Source organism: Streptomyces sp. NPDC057638 (genome assembly GCF_042800315.1).
Taxonomy (GTDB): domain Bacteria; phylum Actinomycetota; class Actinomycetes; order Streptomycetales; family Streptomycetaceae; genus Streptomyces.
Genome location: NZ_JBHVHF010000002.1, coordinates 65,078 through 80,118, shown reverse-complemented (window position 1 = coordinate 80,118; position 15,041 = coordinate 65,078). Strand labels below are relative to the sequence as shown.

The 15,041-nt window shown below is 67.5% G+C and carries 14 protein-coding genes and 3 tRNA genes; 10 read left to right on the top strand and 7 right to left on the bottom strand.

Annotated elements, in window-relative coordinates; all coding sequences use genetic code 11:
• Positions 1–136: 136 nt before the first annotated feature.
• The 4 genes from ACFVIM_RS00810 to ACFVIM_RS00795 form a co-directional block, all read right to left on the bottom strand.
• Positions 137–2,059 (bottom strand): ABC transporter ATP-binding protein, encoded by a 1,923-nt coding sequence (locus ACFVIM_RS00810; RefSeq protein WP_384297027.1) that lies wholly within the window; start codon positions 2,057–2,059, stop codon positions 137–139.
• A gap of 23 nt (positions 2,060–2,082) precedes the next feature.
• The gene (locus tag ACFVIM_RS00805; protein WP_384297005.1) at positions 2,083–3,816 is read right to left on the bottom strand and encodes an ABC transporter ATP-binding protein; all 1,734 of its coding nucleotides are present in this window, start codon (positions 3,814–3,816) and stop codon (positions 2,083–2,085) included.
• Between the two features lie 457 nt (positions 3,817–4,273).
• A complete protein-coding gene (locus ACFVIM_RS00800) occupies positions 4,274–5,707 on the bottom strand; it encodes an FGGY family carbohydrate kinase (protein WP_384297004.1) in 1,434 nt (477 codons plus the stop codon).
• A gap of 68 nt (positions 5,708–5,775) precedes the next feature.
• The gene (locus tag ACFVIM_RS00795) at positions 5,776–6,075 is read right to left on the bottom strand and encodes a YtxH domain-containing protein (RefSeq protein WP_384297002.1); all 300 of its coding nucleotides are present in this window, start codon (positions 6,073–6,075) and stop codon (positions 5,776–5,778) included.
• 173 nt (positions 6,076–6,248) lie between these two features.
• Here ACFVIM_RS00795 and ACFVIM_RS00790 point away from each other — a divergent pair.
• The 3 genes from ACFVIM_RS00790 (at position 6,249) to ACFVIM_RS00780 (ending at position 6,660) form a co-directional block, all read left to right on the top strand.
• Positions 6,249–6,321: transfer RNA gene (locus ACFVIM_RS00790), tRNA-Asn, on the top strand.
• Positions 6,322–6,326: 5 nt separating this feature from the next.
• A tRNA-Asn gene (locus ACFVIM_RS00785) sits at positions 6,327–6,399 on the top strand.
• A gap of 187 nt (positions 6,400–6,586) precedes the next feature.
• Positions 6,587–6,660, top strand: a tRNA-Ile gene (locus ACFVIM_RS00780).
• Between the two features lie 138 nt (positions 6,661–6,798).
• On the opposite strand, the gene ACFVIM_RS00775 is transcribed toward ACFVIM_RS00780, so the two are convergent.
• Complete coding sequence (locus tag ACFVIM_RS00775) at positions 6,799–8,379, bottom strand: tyrosine-type recombinase/integrase (protein WP_384297001.1); 1,581 nt, start codon at positions 8,377–8,379, stop codon at positions 6,799–6,801.
• A 490-nt stretch (positions 8,380–8,869) separates the two neighbouring features.
• On the opposite strand from ACFVIM_RS00775, the gene ACFVIM_RS00770 reads away from it, so the two are divergent.
• A complete protein-coding gene (locus tag ACFVIM_RS00770; RefSeq protein WP_384296999.1) occupies positions 8,870–9,823 on the top strand; it encodes a recombinase family protein in 954 nt (317 codons plus the stop codon).
• A gap of 3 nt (positions 9,824–9,826) precedes the next feature.
• Here ACFVIM_RS00770 and ACFVIM_RS00765 read toward each other — a convergent pair whose 3' ends face one another.
• Both ACFVIM_RS00765 and ACFVIM_RS00760 read right to left on the bottom strand, forming a co-directional pair.
• Positions 9,827–10,591: a hypothetical protein gene (locus ACFVIM_RS00765; RefSeq protein WP_384296998.1), complete on the bottom strand. Its 765-nt coding sequence runs from the start codon at positions 10,589–10,591 to the stop codon at positions 9,827–9,829.
• Between the two features lie 3 nt (positions 10,592–10,594).
• A complete protein-coding gene (locus tag ACFVIM_RS00760; RefSeq protein ID WP_384296996.1) occupies positions 10,595–11,116 on the bottom strand; it encodes a hypothetical protein in 522 nt (173 codons plus the stop codon).
• A gap of 230 nt (positions 11,117–11,346) precedes the next feature.
• Here ACFVIM_RS00760 and ACFVIM_RS00755 point away from each other — a divergent pair, with 230 nt between their 5' ends.
• The 6 genes from ACFVIM_RS00755 (at position 11,347) to ACFVIM_RS00730 (ending at position 14,944) form a co-directional block, all read left to right on the top strand.
• Complete coding sequence (locus ACFVIM_RS00755) at positions 11,347–11,577, top strand: hypothetical protein (protein ID WP_384296995.1); 231 nt, start codon at positions 11,347–11,349, stop codon at positions 11,575–11,577.
• Positions 11,578–11,743: 166 nt separating this feature from the next.
• A complete protein-coding gene (locus ACFVIM_RS00750) occupies positions 11,744–12,883 on the top strand; it encodes a ParB/RepB/Spo0J family partition protein (protein WP_384296994.1) in 1,140 nt (379 codons plus the stop codon).
• Positions 12,884–12,950: 67 nt separating this feature from the next.
• A complete protein-coding gene (locus ACFVIM_RS00745) occupies positions 12,951–13,262 on the top strand; it encodes a hypothetical protein (protein WP_384296992.1) in 312 nt (103 codons plus the stop codon).
• Positions 13,259–13,525 carry a hypothetical protein gene (locus tag ACFVIM_RS00740; RefSeq protein ID WP_384296991.1) on the top strand — a complete coding sequence of 89 codons (267 nt, stop codon included), beginning with the start codon at positions 13,259–13,261 and terminating at the stop codon, positions 13,523–13,525. Before ACFVIM_RS00745 ends, ACFVIM_RS00740 begins: the two co-directional genes overlap by 4 nt.
• Before the next feature lie 15 nt (positions 13,526–13,540).
• Complete coding sequence (locus tag ACFVIM_RS00735; protein WP_384296990.1) at positions 13,541–14,395, top strand: class I SAM-dependent methyltransferase; 855 nt, start codon at positions 13,541–13,543, stop codon at positions 14,393–14,395.
• Positions 14,396–14,644: 249 nt separating this feature from the next.
• Positions 14,645–14,944 carry a hypothetical protein gene (locus ACFVIM_RS00730; protein WP_384296988.1) on the top strand — a complete coding sequence of 100 codons (300 nt, stop codon included), beginning with the start codon at positions 14,645–14,647 and terminating at the stop codon, positions 14,942–14,944.
• The last annotated feature ends 97 nt before the right edge of the window (positions 14,945–15,041 follow it).

The following is a 15,041-nucleotide window of genomic DNA, read 5'->3' as shown; positions in this document are numbered from 1 at the left end:
AACGGACGGGTTCCCGTCCCGGGACCGACCGGCGGGAGCGGGGCCGATGGCGCGGACCGGGCGGATCCGCCGCCCGGCCGCGCGGAGCGCCGACCACCCTGCCCCGCCCCGCCCCCGTACCGCGCCGAACGACCCGTCACTCCACCTCCGCCACCGCCTGCGCGAACTGCGCCTGGTACAGCCGGGCGTAGGCGCCGTCGACCGTCAGCAGCTCCTCATGGGTGCCCTGCTCGACGATCGAGCCGTTCTCCATCACCAGGATCACGTCCGCGTCGCGCACGGTGGAGAGCCGGTGGGCGATGACGAAGCTGGTACGGCCGTGGGAGAGCCGTGCCATCGCCTTCTGGATCAGCACCTCCGTACGGGTGTCGACCGAGCTGGTGGCCTCGTCCAGCACCAGGATCACCGGGTCGGAGAGGAAGGCCCGCGCGATCGTGATGAGCTGCTTCTCGCCCGCGCTCACCCCCGACCCCTCGTCGTCGATCACCGTGTCATAGCCGCCGGGCAGGGTCCGGATGAACCGGTCGGCGTGGGCGGCCCGGGCCGCCTCCTCGATCTCCTCCTGGGTGACCGGGCGGGTGGTGCCGTAGGCGATGTTCTCGGCGATCGTGCCGCCGAAGAGCCAGGTGTCCTGGAGCACCATGCCGATGCCGGACCGCAGCTCCTCGCGGGACAGTTCGGTCACATCGACACCGTCGAGGCAGATCCGGCCGCCGGTCACGTCGTAGAACCGCATCAGCAGATTGACCAGGGTGGTCTTGCCCGCGCCGGTGGGCCCGACGATCGCGACGGTCTGGCCCGGCTCCACCCGCAGCGAGAGGCCCTCGATCAGCGGCTTCTCCGGCTCGTACCGGAAGGAGACCTGCTCCAGTTCGACGCGTCCGGCGGGGCGCGGCGGGTCCTGCCGGGCCGCGCGGTCGGGGGACTGCTCCTCGGCGTCCAGCAGCTCGAAGACCCGCTCGGCGGAGGCGATACCGGACTGGACCAGATTGGCCATCGACGCCACCTGGGTCAGCGGCATGGAGAACTGCCGGGAGTACTGGATGAACGCCTGGACATCACCGATCGACAGCGTCCCGGACGCCACCCGCAGCCCGCCGACCACGGCCACCAGCACATAGTTGATGTTGGAGACGAAGAACATCAGCGGCTGCATGAGCCCGCTGGTGAACTGGGCCTTGTAGGCGGCCTCGTACAGCGCCTCGTTCTCCTCGGCGAAGGCGCGCGCCGACTCCTCCCGGCGGCCGAAGACGGTCACCAGCGTATGGCCGGTGTACATCTCCTCCACATGGGCGTTGAGCCTGCCGGTGGTCTGCCACTGGCGGACGAAGTGCGGCTGGGAGCGCCGCCCCACCCGGGTCGCCACCACCACCGACAGCGGCACCGTCACCAGGGCCACCAGCGCCAGCAGCGGGGAGATCCAGAACATCATCACCAGCACACCCACGATGGTCAGCAGCGAGTTGATCATCTGCCCCATCGTCTGCTGGAGGGACTGGGAGAGGTTGTCGATGTCGTTGGTGACCCGGCTGAGCACCTCGCCGCGCTGGGCCCGGTCGAGGTACGACAGCGGCAGCCGGGCCATCTTGGCCTGCACGTCCTCGCGCAACCGGTACATGGTCCGGTTGATGACCGTGGTCGCCAGCCTGGCGGAGACCAGGGCCAGCAGCCCGCCGAGGGCGAAGAGCACCGTCGCCACCAGCAGCACCTCGCCGACGGCCCCGAAGTCGATGCCCCGCCCGGGGGTGAAGTCGACCGCGGAGAGCATGTCGGCCAGCCCGTCGTCACCGCGCGCCCGCAGCCCGGCGATGGCCTCCGCCTTGCTGGTGCCCTCGGACATCCGCCGGCCCACCACCCCGGCGAAGACCAGGTCGGTCGCCTTGCCGAGCACCCAGGGCCCGATCACCGAGGTCGCCACGGACAGCACGCCCGCCGTGAGCATCCACCACAGCAGCACCCGGTCCGGCGCCAGCCGTCTCAGCAGCCGCTTCAGGGAGCCGGTGAAGTCCATCGACCGGTCGGCCGGCCCCACCATGATCCGCCCGCCGGGTCCGCTCACCCGGGCGCCCGCGCCCTGCCCGCTCACGCCGCCTCCGCCTCGGTCAGCTGGGAGAGGACGATCTCGCGGTAGGTGCCGTCGCCCTCCATCAGTTCATGGTGGGTGCCGGTGGCCACGACCCGCCCCTCGTCCAGGACCACGATCCGGTCGGCGTTACGGATGGTGGCGACCCGCTGGGCCACGATCACCACGGTCGCCTCGGCGGTCTCCCGCGCCAGCGCCGACCGCAGGGCCGCGTCGGTGGCGTAGTCGAGGGCCGAGAAGGAGTCGTCGAAGAGGTAGATCTCCGGCCGCTGCACCAGGGTCCGCGCGATGGCCAGCCGCTGGCGCTGGCCACCGGAGACATTGGTTCCGCCCTGGGAGATCGGCGCGTGAAGACCGCCGTCGAGCGATCGTACGAAGTCGGCCGCCTGCGCGGTCTCCAGCGCCCGCCACAGCTCCTCGTCGCCGGCGTCCGGGTCCCCGTACCGCAGATTGGTGGCGACGGTGCCGGAGAAGAGGTACGGGCGCTGGGGGACCAGACCCACGGTCCGCGCGGTGAGCACGGGGTCGAGCCGCCGCACGTCGACCCCGTCCACCAGCACCTCGCCGCCGGTCGCGTCGAAGAGCCGGGGCACCAGCGAGAGCAGGGTGGACTTGCCGCTCCCGGTCGACCCGATGATCGCGGTCGTCTCCCCGGGGCGCGCCACCAGGGACACCTCCCGCAGCACGGGCTCCTCGGCACCCGGATAGCGGAACTCGACGCCCCGCAGCTCCAGCCGCCCCCGCTGGTCCAGGGTCCGCACCGGGTCGACCGGGGGCACCACGCTGGACTCGGTGTCGAGCACCGCCTGGATCCGCTCGGCGCAGACCTCGGCGCGCGGCACCATCATGAACATGAAGGTGGCCATCATCACGGCCATCACGATCTGGAGCAGATAGGCGAGGAAGGCCGTCAGTGCCCCGATCTGCATCGCGCCGCTGTCGATCCGCTGGGCGCCGAACCAGACGACGGCGACGGAGGAGACGTTCACGACCGTCAGCACGGTCGGGAACATCAGCACCATCAGCCGTCCGGTGCGCAGGGAGACGTCCGTCAGCTCCGCGTTGGCCTCGCGGAATCGTTCCTTCTCGTACTCATCGCGGACAAACGCCCGGATGACCCGGATCCCGGTGATCTGCTCCCGCAGCACCCGGTTCACCGTGTCCAGCCGCTCCTGCATGATCCGGAAGAGCGGATGCATCCGGGAGACGATCACCGCCACCGAGATCCCGAGCACCGGCACCACCGCCAGCAGCACCGCCGACAGCGCGATGTCCTGGCCGAGCGCCATCACGATGCCCCCGACACACATGATCGGCGCGGAGACCAGCAGGGTGAACGCCATCAGCACCAGCATCTGCACCTGCTGGACGTCATTGGTGGTCCGGGTGATCAGCGAGGGGGCACCGAAACGCCCCACCTCACGCGAGGAGAACCGCTGCACCCGGTCGAAGACCCCCGCCCGCACATCCCGCCCCACGGCGGCGGCCGTGCGCGCGCCGAGATAGACGGCCCCCACATTGCACACCACCTGCGCCAGGCTGACGGCGACCATCACCCCACCGATCCGCAGGATGTGGCCGGTGTCTCCCTTGACCACGCCGTTGTCGATGATGTCGGCGTTGAGGGTCGGCAGATAGAGGCTGGCGCTGGTCTGCAGCAGCTGCAACAGGACCAGCAGGGCGATCGTTCTCTTGTACGGGCGCAAGTACGTCCGTAGCAGTCGTATCAGCACGTGCGCTGTCACTCCGGCTCGGCAGAGGGGGGACGTCGGGGGCCCATCCATCTTGCGTCACCGCGCGCCGGAATCCCCACCCGTTTCCGCCAAACCCAAGTCAAGCCCGCCCGCCCCCCACCCCAAGGAACCCCCTGCGGCGGATCCACCCCCGGCGGCCGAATGGGGGACCTCCGCCCTGGGTTCCCGGTGACCGGCTCCGTGCGTGGGCCTACTGGCGAGCAGCTCCGCGCAGATCCTCGCCCGGGTTCCCCGTGCGAGCCCCGCCACCGGATTCGCTCAAGGTGCTCTGCCGGTGAGTAGCTCCGTGTGACGGTTCGCTCTACCCGAGGTCGGTTCTGAGCCAAAGGGGCGCGTCGAGTTCTCAGGTGAGTCGCGCGGAAGCCGCGAGGTACGAGCGGCTGAGCACGTCGCGCCTGAGAATCTCGACTAGAGCGCCCCGGAGGCGAAGAACCGCTTAAAGAAAAGCACCAGGATGCAGTTGGTCGCGGGTCGCGGTGTACTGCTGGCGGATGGCCTGGCCGACGGGGAGGTCGTCGCCCGGTTCCAGCACCTGGACGGCGGCGTCCCGCCAGGGTGGCGGGGAGGTCGGGGAGAGGGTGCCCTGGGAGACGCCGAGCGCCCAGGCGGCCTGTCGGGCCGCGCCGAGTGCCGCGTAGTCGGCGGGCTGGGGCACCAGGACCTGGGCGCCGAAGATCGCGGGGGCGGCCGCGCGGATGGCGGGCAGGGCCGCGCTGGCGCCGAGCAGGAAGACCCGTCGTACCTCGACTCCGCGTCCCCGCAGCACGTCGAGGGCGTCGGCGAGCGAGCAGAGCATGCCTTCGAAGGCGGCCCGCGCCAGGTGTTCCGGTTTCATCGATTCCCGGCGGAGTCCGCTGAGGGTGCCCGCGGTGTGGGGCAGCCGGGGGGTGCGCTCGCCTTCCAGGTAGGGCAGCAGGACCAGTCCGCAGGCGCCGGGGGTCGACTTCATGGCGAGGTCGGAGAGGCTCTCCAGATCGTCCACCCCGAGCAGTTCGGCGGTGCCGCGCAGGGCCCGTACGGCGTTGAGGGTGTGGACCACCGGCAGGTGCATCCCGGTGGCGTCCGCGTATGACGTGATCATTCCGCTGGGGTCGGCGAGGGCTTCGTGGTGGACGGCCATGACCGAGCCGGAGGCTCCCAGGGAGATCACGGCGTCGCCGGGCGCGACGCCGAGGCCGAGGGCGGCGGCCATGGTCTCGCCGGTCCCGGCCGAGATCAGCAGTCCTTCCGGGGTGGTGCCCGCGGCCTCGGCGGGGCCGAGTACCTCGGGGAGCAGGCACTGGTGTCCGAGGGCCAGCTCGACCAGGTCGGGCCGGTAGGCGCCGGTCCCGGCGGACCAGTAGCCGGTGCCGGAGGCCCCGCCCCGGTCGGTGGTGCGGCGGTGCGGGCGTCCCAGCAGCTGCCAGACCAGCCAGTCGTGGGGCTGGAGCAGGGTGGCGACCCGGTGTGCGGCCTCGGGTTCGCTCTGGGCGAGCCAGCGCAGCCGGGCGACGGGGTGGTTGGCCTGGGGCACCGAGCCGACGGCCTCGGCCCAGGCCTGGCGTCCGCCGAGCGCGTCGATCAGGTCCGCGGCGGCGACCTGGGCCCGCTTGTCGCCGCCGACGAGCGCGGGACGGGCGGGGGCGCCGCCTTGGTCCAGGGGGATGAGCCCCTGCTGTGCGGAGACCCCGATCGCCTGGACGCCTTCGAGGAGTCCACCGCCCGCGGCTTCGCCGAGGGAGAGCAGCCAGGCTTGTGGATCGACGTCGCCCGCCTTGGCGTCGACGGGGTGGGGCGCGTACCCCTGTCTCAGCACGGCGCCCGTGTCCGCGTCACAGACAACGATCTGTGTGAACGCAGACGAACTGTCCAATCCGGCGACTATCCCCATGGGGAGAGATTCTGCCCCACGGGGCGCCGCCCTCGGCGTCAGGTCCCACGCCGGGTGCTCCGGGAGCCTCAGGTGTTGGTGGTGCCCCAGTCGTCCCCGGTGTCCCCGCCGCGTTCGCGCAGGGAACGGACCCGGTCCGCCACGGAGGCGGGTACCCGGTCGCCGACCTTGTCACTGACGGCGTGCAGCGCCTTCCCCGCGGCCTGGCGCCCGCTGAGGGCCGCCGACTCGGCGGCGTTGCGCACGGCGGGGTTCTGGGAGATCTGGCGCGCGGACTTCTTGAGCTGTTCATACCGCTCGCGTCCGGCCCGTGTGCCGATCACGTAACCCACGGCGAGCCCGAGGACGAACGTGAGCTTGTACCGCATGGCGCTGCCACCTTCCCTGACGTACGTCGGTGCCTGCCCGCCTACCCCGCGAGGCCGCTGATCACCCGGCCCCCGAACCGATTGGCGGAGCACCCCCCTGCTTGCGCTAATGTATGTGTCGCAGCGAGCGCACGCCCTCCGGAACGCACCGGCCGGGTCTGTTCGAGGCACTTTCCCCTGTAGCTCAATTGGCAGAGCAGCCGGCTGTTAACCGGCAGGTTACTGGTTCGAGTCCAGTCGGGGGAGCGCGATCCCCTGTAGCTCAATTGGCAGAGCATTCGGCTGTTAACCGGAGGGTTGCTGGTTCGAGTCCAGCCGGGGGAGCAGAGCGAAATGGGACCCCTTGAGGGTCCTTTTTCGTGTGCTTCGTGTGTTCTGCACGACATCGGGAACCGGGTCCGGGGTGGCGCGGTCCTGGTGGTTGGGCGTTGCCGACCATCCGGAGCAGGAGATCGTATGAGCGGCTATGCTGCGGCACACGGCGCGCACATTTGTGCGCGACGCGCCGTTAGGGGCGGTAGCTCAGCCGGTTAGAGCAGCGGACTCATAATCCGTCGGCCGTGGGTTCGAGTCCCACCCGCCCCACCGCGCAAGTGGTTCGAGAGAATCGTTCTGACCAGCACTTTCGTCTGGTCGGGGCGATCTCTGGAGGATCTTGGCGGCCCGTACCCGGGCCGTCCCGGTCATGTTTTCATGATCGGCAGGACAAATTCGGGACGCGGGTCACGCGGCGGGTCGCAGCTCCTCGTCCGGGTTGTCGTCGTCGGCATCCGGTTGTGCCTCCTGGGCCTCCTGCTCCTCGGGCGCCGCATGGTCTGCGGGGGCAGCGTTTCCGGACCGCGGCACGACGGCAATCGTGGACTCGGCTTCAGCGGTCATCAGCTGAGGCAGGACGCTCGTGTAGGTGTCCGACGTGATCTGTCGGTTGCTGTGCCCCAGCCGCTCCTGGACGACCTTGATGTCGGCTCCACCAAGCAGTGCCAGCGTCGCCGACAGGTGCCGTGTGTCGTGAAGGCGGACCGGCGGCAGGCCGGACAGCTCGACAAGTCGCTGGAACCGACGGCTTACCCAGTCAGGGTGGAGGGACTCGCCGTTCTCATGGGTCCAGACCCGATTGGTCTCGACCCACGCCTCTTCGCCAGACCACTGCTCGCGCTCCTTCCCCTGGGTGAGTCGCCACGCTGCCCACAGTGCGCACGTCAGTGAGTCGAGCGTCACAGTGCGCACACTGTCCTGCTTCGGGGCCTCGGCGTATAGCCGGTAGGCGACTTCGACGATCTGCGCGGAGATACGGAACCACGAGCCGGACAGGCTGACCTCGGTCCATGGCAATGCGCACATCTCGCCACGCCGGGGGCCGCGGAAGATGAATCCGTGCCACATGGCGCAGAGCCGGTCATCTGCCACGAAGTCGAGGAACTGGCCGGTTTGCTCCGGGGTCCAGACCATGACGGGGCTGGGCTTCTCACCCGTGCGCTTCCAGTACTCGACCCGCTCCGGGGTCCAGACCAACGCCTTGGGCCGCTTCGCGGGCGGTAGCTCGACGAGCGAGGCCAGGTTGGTCGCGTAGTCGCCGCGCTTCATGCCGCTGCCCAGGAACGAGCTGAGCGTCGCGTTGATGCGGTGCATCGTCGCGGCGTTGGTGATCTTCTTCTTGCCCTTCTGGCCCTCGCGGAGGGCGGCATTGGCGTCCAGGTAGGCCCGGCGCGCGCTGCGGCGCTCCTCACCCTTTCCAGCGGCGCGGACCCATGCTGTGTGAGCAGCATCACGAGCCTCTTGCAGTTCGATCACTCTGGCGTGGTGGAGTAGGCGCTCGGCGTTCTCCCGCTCGATCGCGTCGTACATGGCTTCCACGTGGCGCAGCTTGAGGTCTCGCCGCTTGATGTGCCCGAGGTGTGGTTCGAGGTAGAGCCTGACGTGATCCTCGTACCCGTGCAGGGTCGTACGGGCCAGGGCCTTCTTCCTCTTGAGCCATGCGTGCAGGTCCTCGCCCACGGTGGCCTTGCTGAGGATGTCGACGCCGCCCAGGATCCGGCGGTATGCCTCCTCCGCCTTGGTCTTCGCCTCGTCCTTCGTGGCGAATCCACCCTTGCGGTCGCGCTGACGGGTTCCGCCCTCGCCCGGTTCGAGTTCGAAGTAGTAGTACCAAGTGCCGTGGCCCTTCTTGCCGGCCAGGAGTTCAGGGCACTTCGCGCCGAGCTTGCGGAGCTTCGGGGCGCCTTTACTGTCGAGTATCGGAGCGCCGTCGGCGTCCAAGACTGGCCCTCGGCAGGCGCACTGCCGCTTGTAGCTGGGGTCGAACATGAGCATCCCTTCGCGTGGTCACTGGATCGGCTTGTTGTAGATCTTTGCCGAACCGATGTCCCATCTTGCCCCAACACTCCAGTGTTGGCGTATCCTTAAGTCACGTTGGCGTGGGGGAGATCGCGACAACGAAGATGACAAGCAACGACGCTTCAGCCGAAGGGTCCAGGGTCAGAGCCATGACTCAGGGCGAGCTGCTGGCGCTGCCGCCGACCGTGTCTGTGTCGACGGCAGCGCGAGCACTGGGTATCGGGGTGCACAAGGCATACGGACTGATCAAGGTTGGGGCTTTCCCCGTGCAGACCCTCACCTTGGGCGGCACGGTGAAAGTCCCTACCGCTGCTCTGTGGAGAGTCCTGGAGGTGACTCCACCGGAGCAGTGATCTTCGGCCTCCTGGGTGCACCCGCCTTCCCAGGGCAACCCCCCCCGCGAGGGCAGTGGCCTAGGATCGGACGGCTAGGGGCGCATGAGGAGAATGGACGGGCCCGCATGCCACGGCTCTACGGTTTCGAGGACATGTCACGTCGCCGTTTGCGGGACGACGAAGTCGACGCGGTACGGCAGATGGCGGCCCGTGCCCTTGCAGGTCAGTCCGACATGGATGTCGCCGTGTGGGCGAACGCCGTCGGCTACCGGGGGACCATGGGCGGCGAGTGGAGGGACGCTTCAGTCGGGCGGCTCTTTGCCAACCCTGCCATTGCGGGGTTGAGGTATGACGACGACGGGGAACTCGTCGACGCCGATCATCCAGGGATGATCGAGCCCGAAGAGTTCAAATCTCTTCAGCAGCGGAAGTCGCAAAAGCGCGCTCCACAAAATGACGCCCACGATTATCTGCTAGCCGACGGCGACAGTACATGCGGAAACTGCTCGCGCTCATTTGAAGGGGCTCGCAATAATGCCGGGACGCCGGGATATAGGTGCCGCCCGAAGGATAAGTCCGGGCATGGTGGTTGTGGCGAGGTGCGGATAGACAGCGAACTGCTAGACACCTATGTCGGTGAGTATGTAGTGGCAGAAATACTTAAGCCTGGAATTCGAGCGCAGATCTCCAGGGCGCAGGAGTCGGTCCGCGTTCAGGTGGAAAAGCTGAAGAAGGACATTAAAGAGCTGGAGGGCCGCCGCGACGAGGCGGCGACCCTCTATGCCTCTCGAAGTATCAGTAGAGAGGCTTTCGTGGTGGTTGAGAACCAAGTAGCCGCAGAGATTAAGGAAGCCAAGGCGCGGCTTCGGTATGCGGAGCAAATGGCGAATTTCTCGCTGGGGGATGCTGAGGACCTTGTGAGGTGGTGGAATACCGCGCCGACCGCTTCGAAGAAGGCGATCATCAAGTTGCTTCTGGAAGGCATCGTGGTCTTCCGTGCGAGTGCGCGTGGCATCCGTACCATTGAGCCTGGGCGTGTTGTGCTCCGGTGGCGGAAGCTCGCCAGTATCTCGGTTTGAGGCTTACGCCCCTGCCTTCCGGCCCGAAAGCCTCTTGCCTACCATGGCCATGGTCAGCCCCGTGATCAACGCAACCACGGCGAGGCCAGCCAGCGCGGGGGAGACGATCTCCTCGATGCGGAGCGGCCAAGGGTGTTGCAGGTAGTACGTCACCAGGTACGACCCCTTGCTGACCGCGTAGGCGACACCCAGCACCGCCGCAATCGCGGATGTGGCCAGACCGCGGGCGATCCAGACGTGCTTACCCTGCCGCGCAGCCAGGGCCATTCCGGAGCAGAGAAAAGCGATTTCGCCGCACGTGATGGCCACGTATCCCAGATAGATCAGCAGGTACACCGTGATTCCTGGAACCGACGCGAACTCGGTGGTGAACTCGACGCTCTCACTTGTCGCCGCGACGAAGAGAGGCAGCATCGCGGCGAGGACGCAGACCATAAGAGCCATGCGGGCGTACAGACTGGCCTTCATCACTTCTTGGTTGTAGGACCAGTCCACCAGCATGAGTTGCAGGCTTCCGCACCACAAGACGGCGCAAAGATGTGCCCCGATCTTGGCCGCATTGTTCATCCCTGTCAGTGACTCTACGAGGGATTCCACCGCTGGAATGGCGAAGGCCACGCCCACGGTGCATACACCGAAGGCCGCAGTGCGTGCAATGCGGGCGATTCGGTATTCGGGGCGGATCCGCTGCCTCCACGCTTCCCGGGCTGAAAGCCCCGCGCCTACGATCCCGACGAATACGCACAAGCCGAACACGACGCCGTCCATTACTCAGTTTCCTTCCAGATCGGCGACAGCCCGCTCGGCTGCTTCGTCGAAGCTAAGCCGCCTACGTCGGCCGGGTCGCGGCCGGTCGGAGGTGGGAAGCGGGTCTGGAACTTCTGGCACGCTGAGGTCGAGGCCGTGGCGCGATCGGATTTCACGGGCGGCTTCCAGAAGTTCGGCAGCTCCGTCGGCGCCTAGGTCGTGTATAAGGCGCAGAGCTTCGCGGGCGTCTTGGTGCTCTTCGTAGGCGCGCAGGGAGGTCAGGCCGTTGTACCCCGGCAGGAGAAAAGCTACCGGAGATTTTAGTGCCCTTCCGAGGCCCACCATCTGTGAGGTGGTTGGGTTGCCTTTAGTCCCATTTAGAAGCTCATTCACCACTTGATGCGTCATCGCCGGTTTCCCCCCTGGGGTTTCGGCGGTGGCGGCCGAGATGGCGCGCGCGCTCAGGGCCTGTCCGTCCGCCCCGCGTGCGGCGCGCACGAGGATGGCGAGCTTGCTGGACAGGGAAATGTCCGAGCCGATCGGCATGGACTAATGCTCCTTCGGTGGTGCTGGGGCGGCGTCGACGGCTGGGCCAGTGTGCCGCACTAGCCTATTGTCTAGATTGGTTGACAATCAGTCACCACCCCAGCAAGATCGTGTGGGGGATGTGAACGTAGGGCGGCGCTTCGGGTGTGCGCCGACCTCGCTATGCGCCGACCAGGGGAGCGCGATCGGAGTCGTGGCCGTGTTCAAGGTGTGCCTTTACTTATGCAGTGTTGGACATAAATGACCTCCAGCTCACGGTGGTGCTGAAGGTGTTGTACGGGAGGGTAAGGGTGGCGGTCGAAGTGGAGCGCGTGATGGCCCGACTGAGGGAGTCCGAAGGGGCGGTACATGCCTCCGTAGAGGAGGAGGGGGCGCTGGAGATCCTGGGTGCCCTGTCGATCGTCGACCCGAGACTGGTGGGTCGTCACCCAGATCGACTGAGTCCGGCCGTGGTCGACTGACCTATTGATCCACCCATCGAGCGCGGACCCTGACGGGGGTCCGCGCTCGGGCGTTTGGCCCAGGAAATTGCTTAAGGAATCTATGGAGCCTCCCCCTAAATGCATATAGAATAGAACCAGAAGGAAGGGGGGAGGAGAGACCCCCGCAGACCTCTTGGAGACCGAGATGGCGCACAAGTACGCGACTCTGAAGATGCATCAGATCCGCCGCAACCCCACCCAGCCCCGCGGGCACTTCGAGCCGGAGGCGCTCAAGGAACTGGCCGAGTCCATCCAGCAGCACGGGCTGCTCCAGCCGGTCGTCGTCCGTCGAGTGCAGAAGGGATACGAGCTGGTCGCTGGCGAGCGCCGCTTCCGCGCCAACTCCCAGGCCGGCAACCTCACCATCGAGGCGAAGGTCCTGCTCTCCGACGGCGAGATCACGGACCTCGACTCCTTCAAGAAGGCCATGGCCGAGAACCTCAACCGCGAGGACATGCTCCCGCTCGAAGAGGCGAAGGGCTTCAAGAAGGTCATGGACGAGGAGGAGGGCGCGACGGTCGCGACCGTCGCCAAGACCTTCGCCAAGTCCGTCCCCTATGTCACCCAGCGTCTGGCCCTTCTGTCCCTGCGGCCGGAGGTCGCCGAGGCTGTCAACCTGGGGCACATCGGAACCCAGGCGGCCGTCCAGATCGCCGCGCTCTCCCGGGACAACCAGAAGGCGGTCTTCGACAACTGGAAGAAGGGCGCCACCACCGACAACCAGCTCGTCCACATCGCCTACGCGATGCGCAAGCAGGAGAAGGCAGCCCAGCAGGACTCCATGGTCGAGGTCGAGGAGATGACCCCCGAGGAGAAGGCCCAGCGTGGCCAGGCGCAGACGAAGACCCGCAACGACCTCGATGAGATCGAGCGCATGTGCGAGCTGCTCGACGGCATCGCCAAGACGGACCCCATGGACCTCGCCCGCCTCCTGGAGGGGCAGGTTGGAGCGCGGTTGGACCAGATGGACCGCGTGTCCACCTACCTTCAGAAGGCCCGATTCCAGCTCCGTCAGGCGAAGGCGCACGCCGACGCCAGCCAGATCATGGTCTCTCCCGCAGCAGCCGCCCCCGACCTCCTCGCGGAGGCTGACGCCGCGCTCTCACGGCTGACCGGCGAGCCCGCCTCCGGAGCGGAGGAGCAGGCGTCGAGTGACGGCGGAGCAGTGGCCCCCGAGGCCGATGCGGAGGAGGCGGTCCAGGCCGAGCCCGACCCGGTTGCGGAGCCGGAGACGGAGCGCGTTCCCAGCGTGGTCGCTGCCGACGCCGACGCCGACGAGGCCTGACAGAACAACCTGGGTGGGCGGCCGATCGGCCGCCCACCCTCCTTTCCTCTTCATCAGGAGCTTCACGGTGCCCAACGACATCCAGTCCATGCGGAACATCAACAACAACCTGTTCGACTGCGACCCCTCAGCGAATGCCTTGAACGAGTATGACTCGGATGCCGAATGGTATGTCCGAGAGGCAGCCCAGCAGCTGGTCCAGGCCCGCAGCGCCAATGACCATGCCGCTCTTGAGGAGGCGGACAGCCTGACACGGCACGCTGCCGCCCACCTCCTCGACGGAGCTGGCCGGTCCGTCAACGTCCGGTTGCCGATCATGCTGGCCGCCCGGCTGGTGGAACTCGAAGCGGCGCTGCTCACCGCCAAGGCGAGCGAGTGAGGGCCGACGGCGCTAAGCGCCCAGCGCACATCAGCGGCCTGAAGACCTGGCCCGACGACGGCACGCTGCCGCCCCAATTCTGCCGCCGGTGCGACGCCGACCTGGCCAACACCCATAACCAGCTCGCCTCCGCCATCTGTGTCGTCTGCGGCTACTGGATCTGCGAGCTGTGTGACGGCGGCACGGACCCCGGCACAGGCGATGCCGTCTGCGACGACCATAAGGGCCACCCGCTCGCCGTCAACTGCACCCAGTACGCGTGATCAGGAGAAGCGAGAATGCAGATCGACTCCGATGTCCTTGACGTCATCCGCTCGGGCACGGTTGAAGGGGCAGAACTGCGACTACCTGGCGAGCTGGACCGGAAGCTCTACCAGCGTGTGAACCTGGCCCTCGCGGCGGTCGGCGGCAAGTGGGACCGCTACAAGCGCGCCCATCTCTTCCCTCTCGACGCCGTCGACGCCATCGCGGGACTGCTTGCGACCGGGGAGGTGATCGCCGATGCAGACCGGGGCTACTACCCAACACCGCAGCCCGTCGTCGAACAGCTCCTTGAACTTGCCTGCCTCGAACCGGGTTGTGAGGTGCTGGAACCCTCGGCGGGACGTGGCGCTATAGCCGAACCAGCGGCAGCCCAGGGGGCGATCGTGGACTGCGTCGAGCTTGACCCTCGGAGTGCCGAGTACATTCGCGCAGCCGGGTATGCCCGCAAGGTCGCGAACACTGACTTCCTCTCGATGCCCGTCAAGCGGCGATACCACCGAGCAGTCATGAACCCTCCGTTCGCCGACCGGCAGGACCTGCGGCACGTCGAGCGGGCCCTGCGCTTCGTACGCCCAGGGGGCCTGCTCGTCGCGGTCATGTCCGCCGGTCTCACCTTCCGGCAGGACCGGCTGAGCCAGGACTTTCGGGCACGCGTCCGAGAAGCGCGCGGCACCATCACGGCCCTACCAGACAACGCGTTCCCTGCGGTGGGCGTCCGCACGGTGATCGTGGTCCTTCCGGTCCACGGCGACGAGGCAGGGGCCCACGGCGACCCGTTTGAACCGTCACGCGAGCAACCCACGCCACTTCCTGAGGTAGTTCAGCAGGGCCTGTTCACTATCAGGCAGCCACGCAAACCCGAAAGATAGATACCAACACTAGAGAGTGATACGGTCTATCTCGTTGTCGGGAACGGCCATAGCCGAGGAACCGGCCCGACAACACGCCGTGGCATGCGGCATCCCTCGGTGTCTGGCAGGTGGCCAATCCCCCGCGCCCTGCCTGCCAGACACCGGCTCCGCGCCGAAGCGAAGCCACTGGGCCGCCGAATCCACGTCTATGACCGGACCCGCCTCCGGCTCCACGCCGGGGGCGGGTTCCGCGCAACCAGGAGCGCCATGACCGACTTCACCGGTCACCCCGAGGACCGCGAGCTGTACTACCGCCTTCTCGCCGAGCGAGACGGCCTCGCACTCAGGAGCCTGGGCCTTCCCAGAAACCGAGAACCGGACCCCGAAGTAGCCCGCCGCCGCGCCGAGCTCGAAGCCATCCCCGCCAGACGTCAAAGGAGAACCCAACCCGTGACCGAGGAACAGACCGCCGAGCACCGCACGCCGCCCGTGCCCGGAGCGGAATGGTGCAAGTCCTGTGGATCCTGGTGCATGCCGTCGGGAATCTGCGGCTGCAACAACCGCTAGCGACGAACAGCCCCACCGTGCGTCAAGGGGCGGTGAGCCGGTCGGCAACGATCAGCTCACCGCCCTCTTCGTGCCCCTGTGCGTAGGTCTGGCGGCA

Coding starts and splice junctions, on each gene's coding strand:
- ACFVIM_RS00795 (WP_384297002.1), bottom strand. CDS start 6,075: ATGCGGTACAAGCTCACGTTCGTCCTCGGGCTCGCCGTGGGTTACGTG.
- ACFVIM_RS00735 (WP_384296990.1), top strand. CDS start 13,541: ATGCAGATCGACTCCGATGTCCTTGACGTCATCCGCTCGGGCACGGTT.
- ACFVIM_RS00775 (WP_384297001.1), bottom strand. CDS start 8,379: ATGTTCGACCCCAGCTACAAGCGGCAGTGCGCCTGCCGAGGGCCAGTC.
- ACFVIM_RS00770 (WP_384296999.1), top strand. CDS start 8,870: ATGCCACGGCTCTACGGTTTCGAGGACATGTCACGTCGCCGTTTGCGG.
- ACFVIM_RS00750 (WP_384296994.1), top strand. CDS start 11,744: ATGGCGCACAAGTACGCGACTCTGAAGATGCATCAGATCCGCCGCAAC.
- ACFVIM_RS00765 (WP_384296998.1), bottom strand. CDS start 10,591: ATGGACGGCGTCGTGTTCGGCTTGTGCGTATTCGTCGGGATCGTAGGC.
- ACFVIM_RS00800 (WP_384297004.1), bottom strand. CDS start 5,707: ATGGGGATAGTCGCCGGATTGGACAGTTCGTCTGCGTTCACACAGATC.
- ACFVIM_RS00760 (WP_384296996.1), bottom strand. CDS start 11,116: ATGCCGATCGGCTCGGACATTTCCCTGTCCAGCAAGCTCGCCATCCTC.
- ACFVIM_RS00730 (WP_384296988.1), top strand. CDS start 14,645: ATGACCGACTTCACCGGTCACCCCGAGGACCGCGAGCTGTACTACCGC.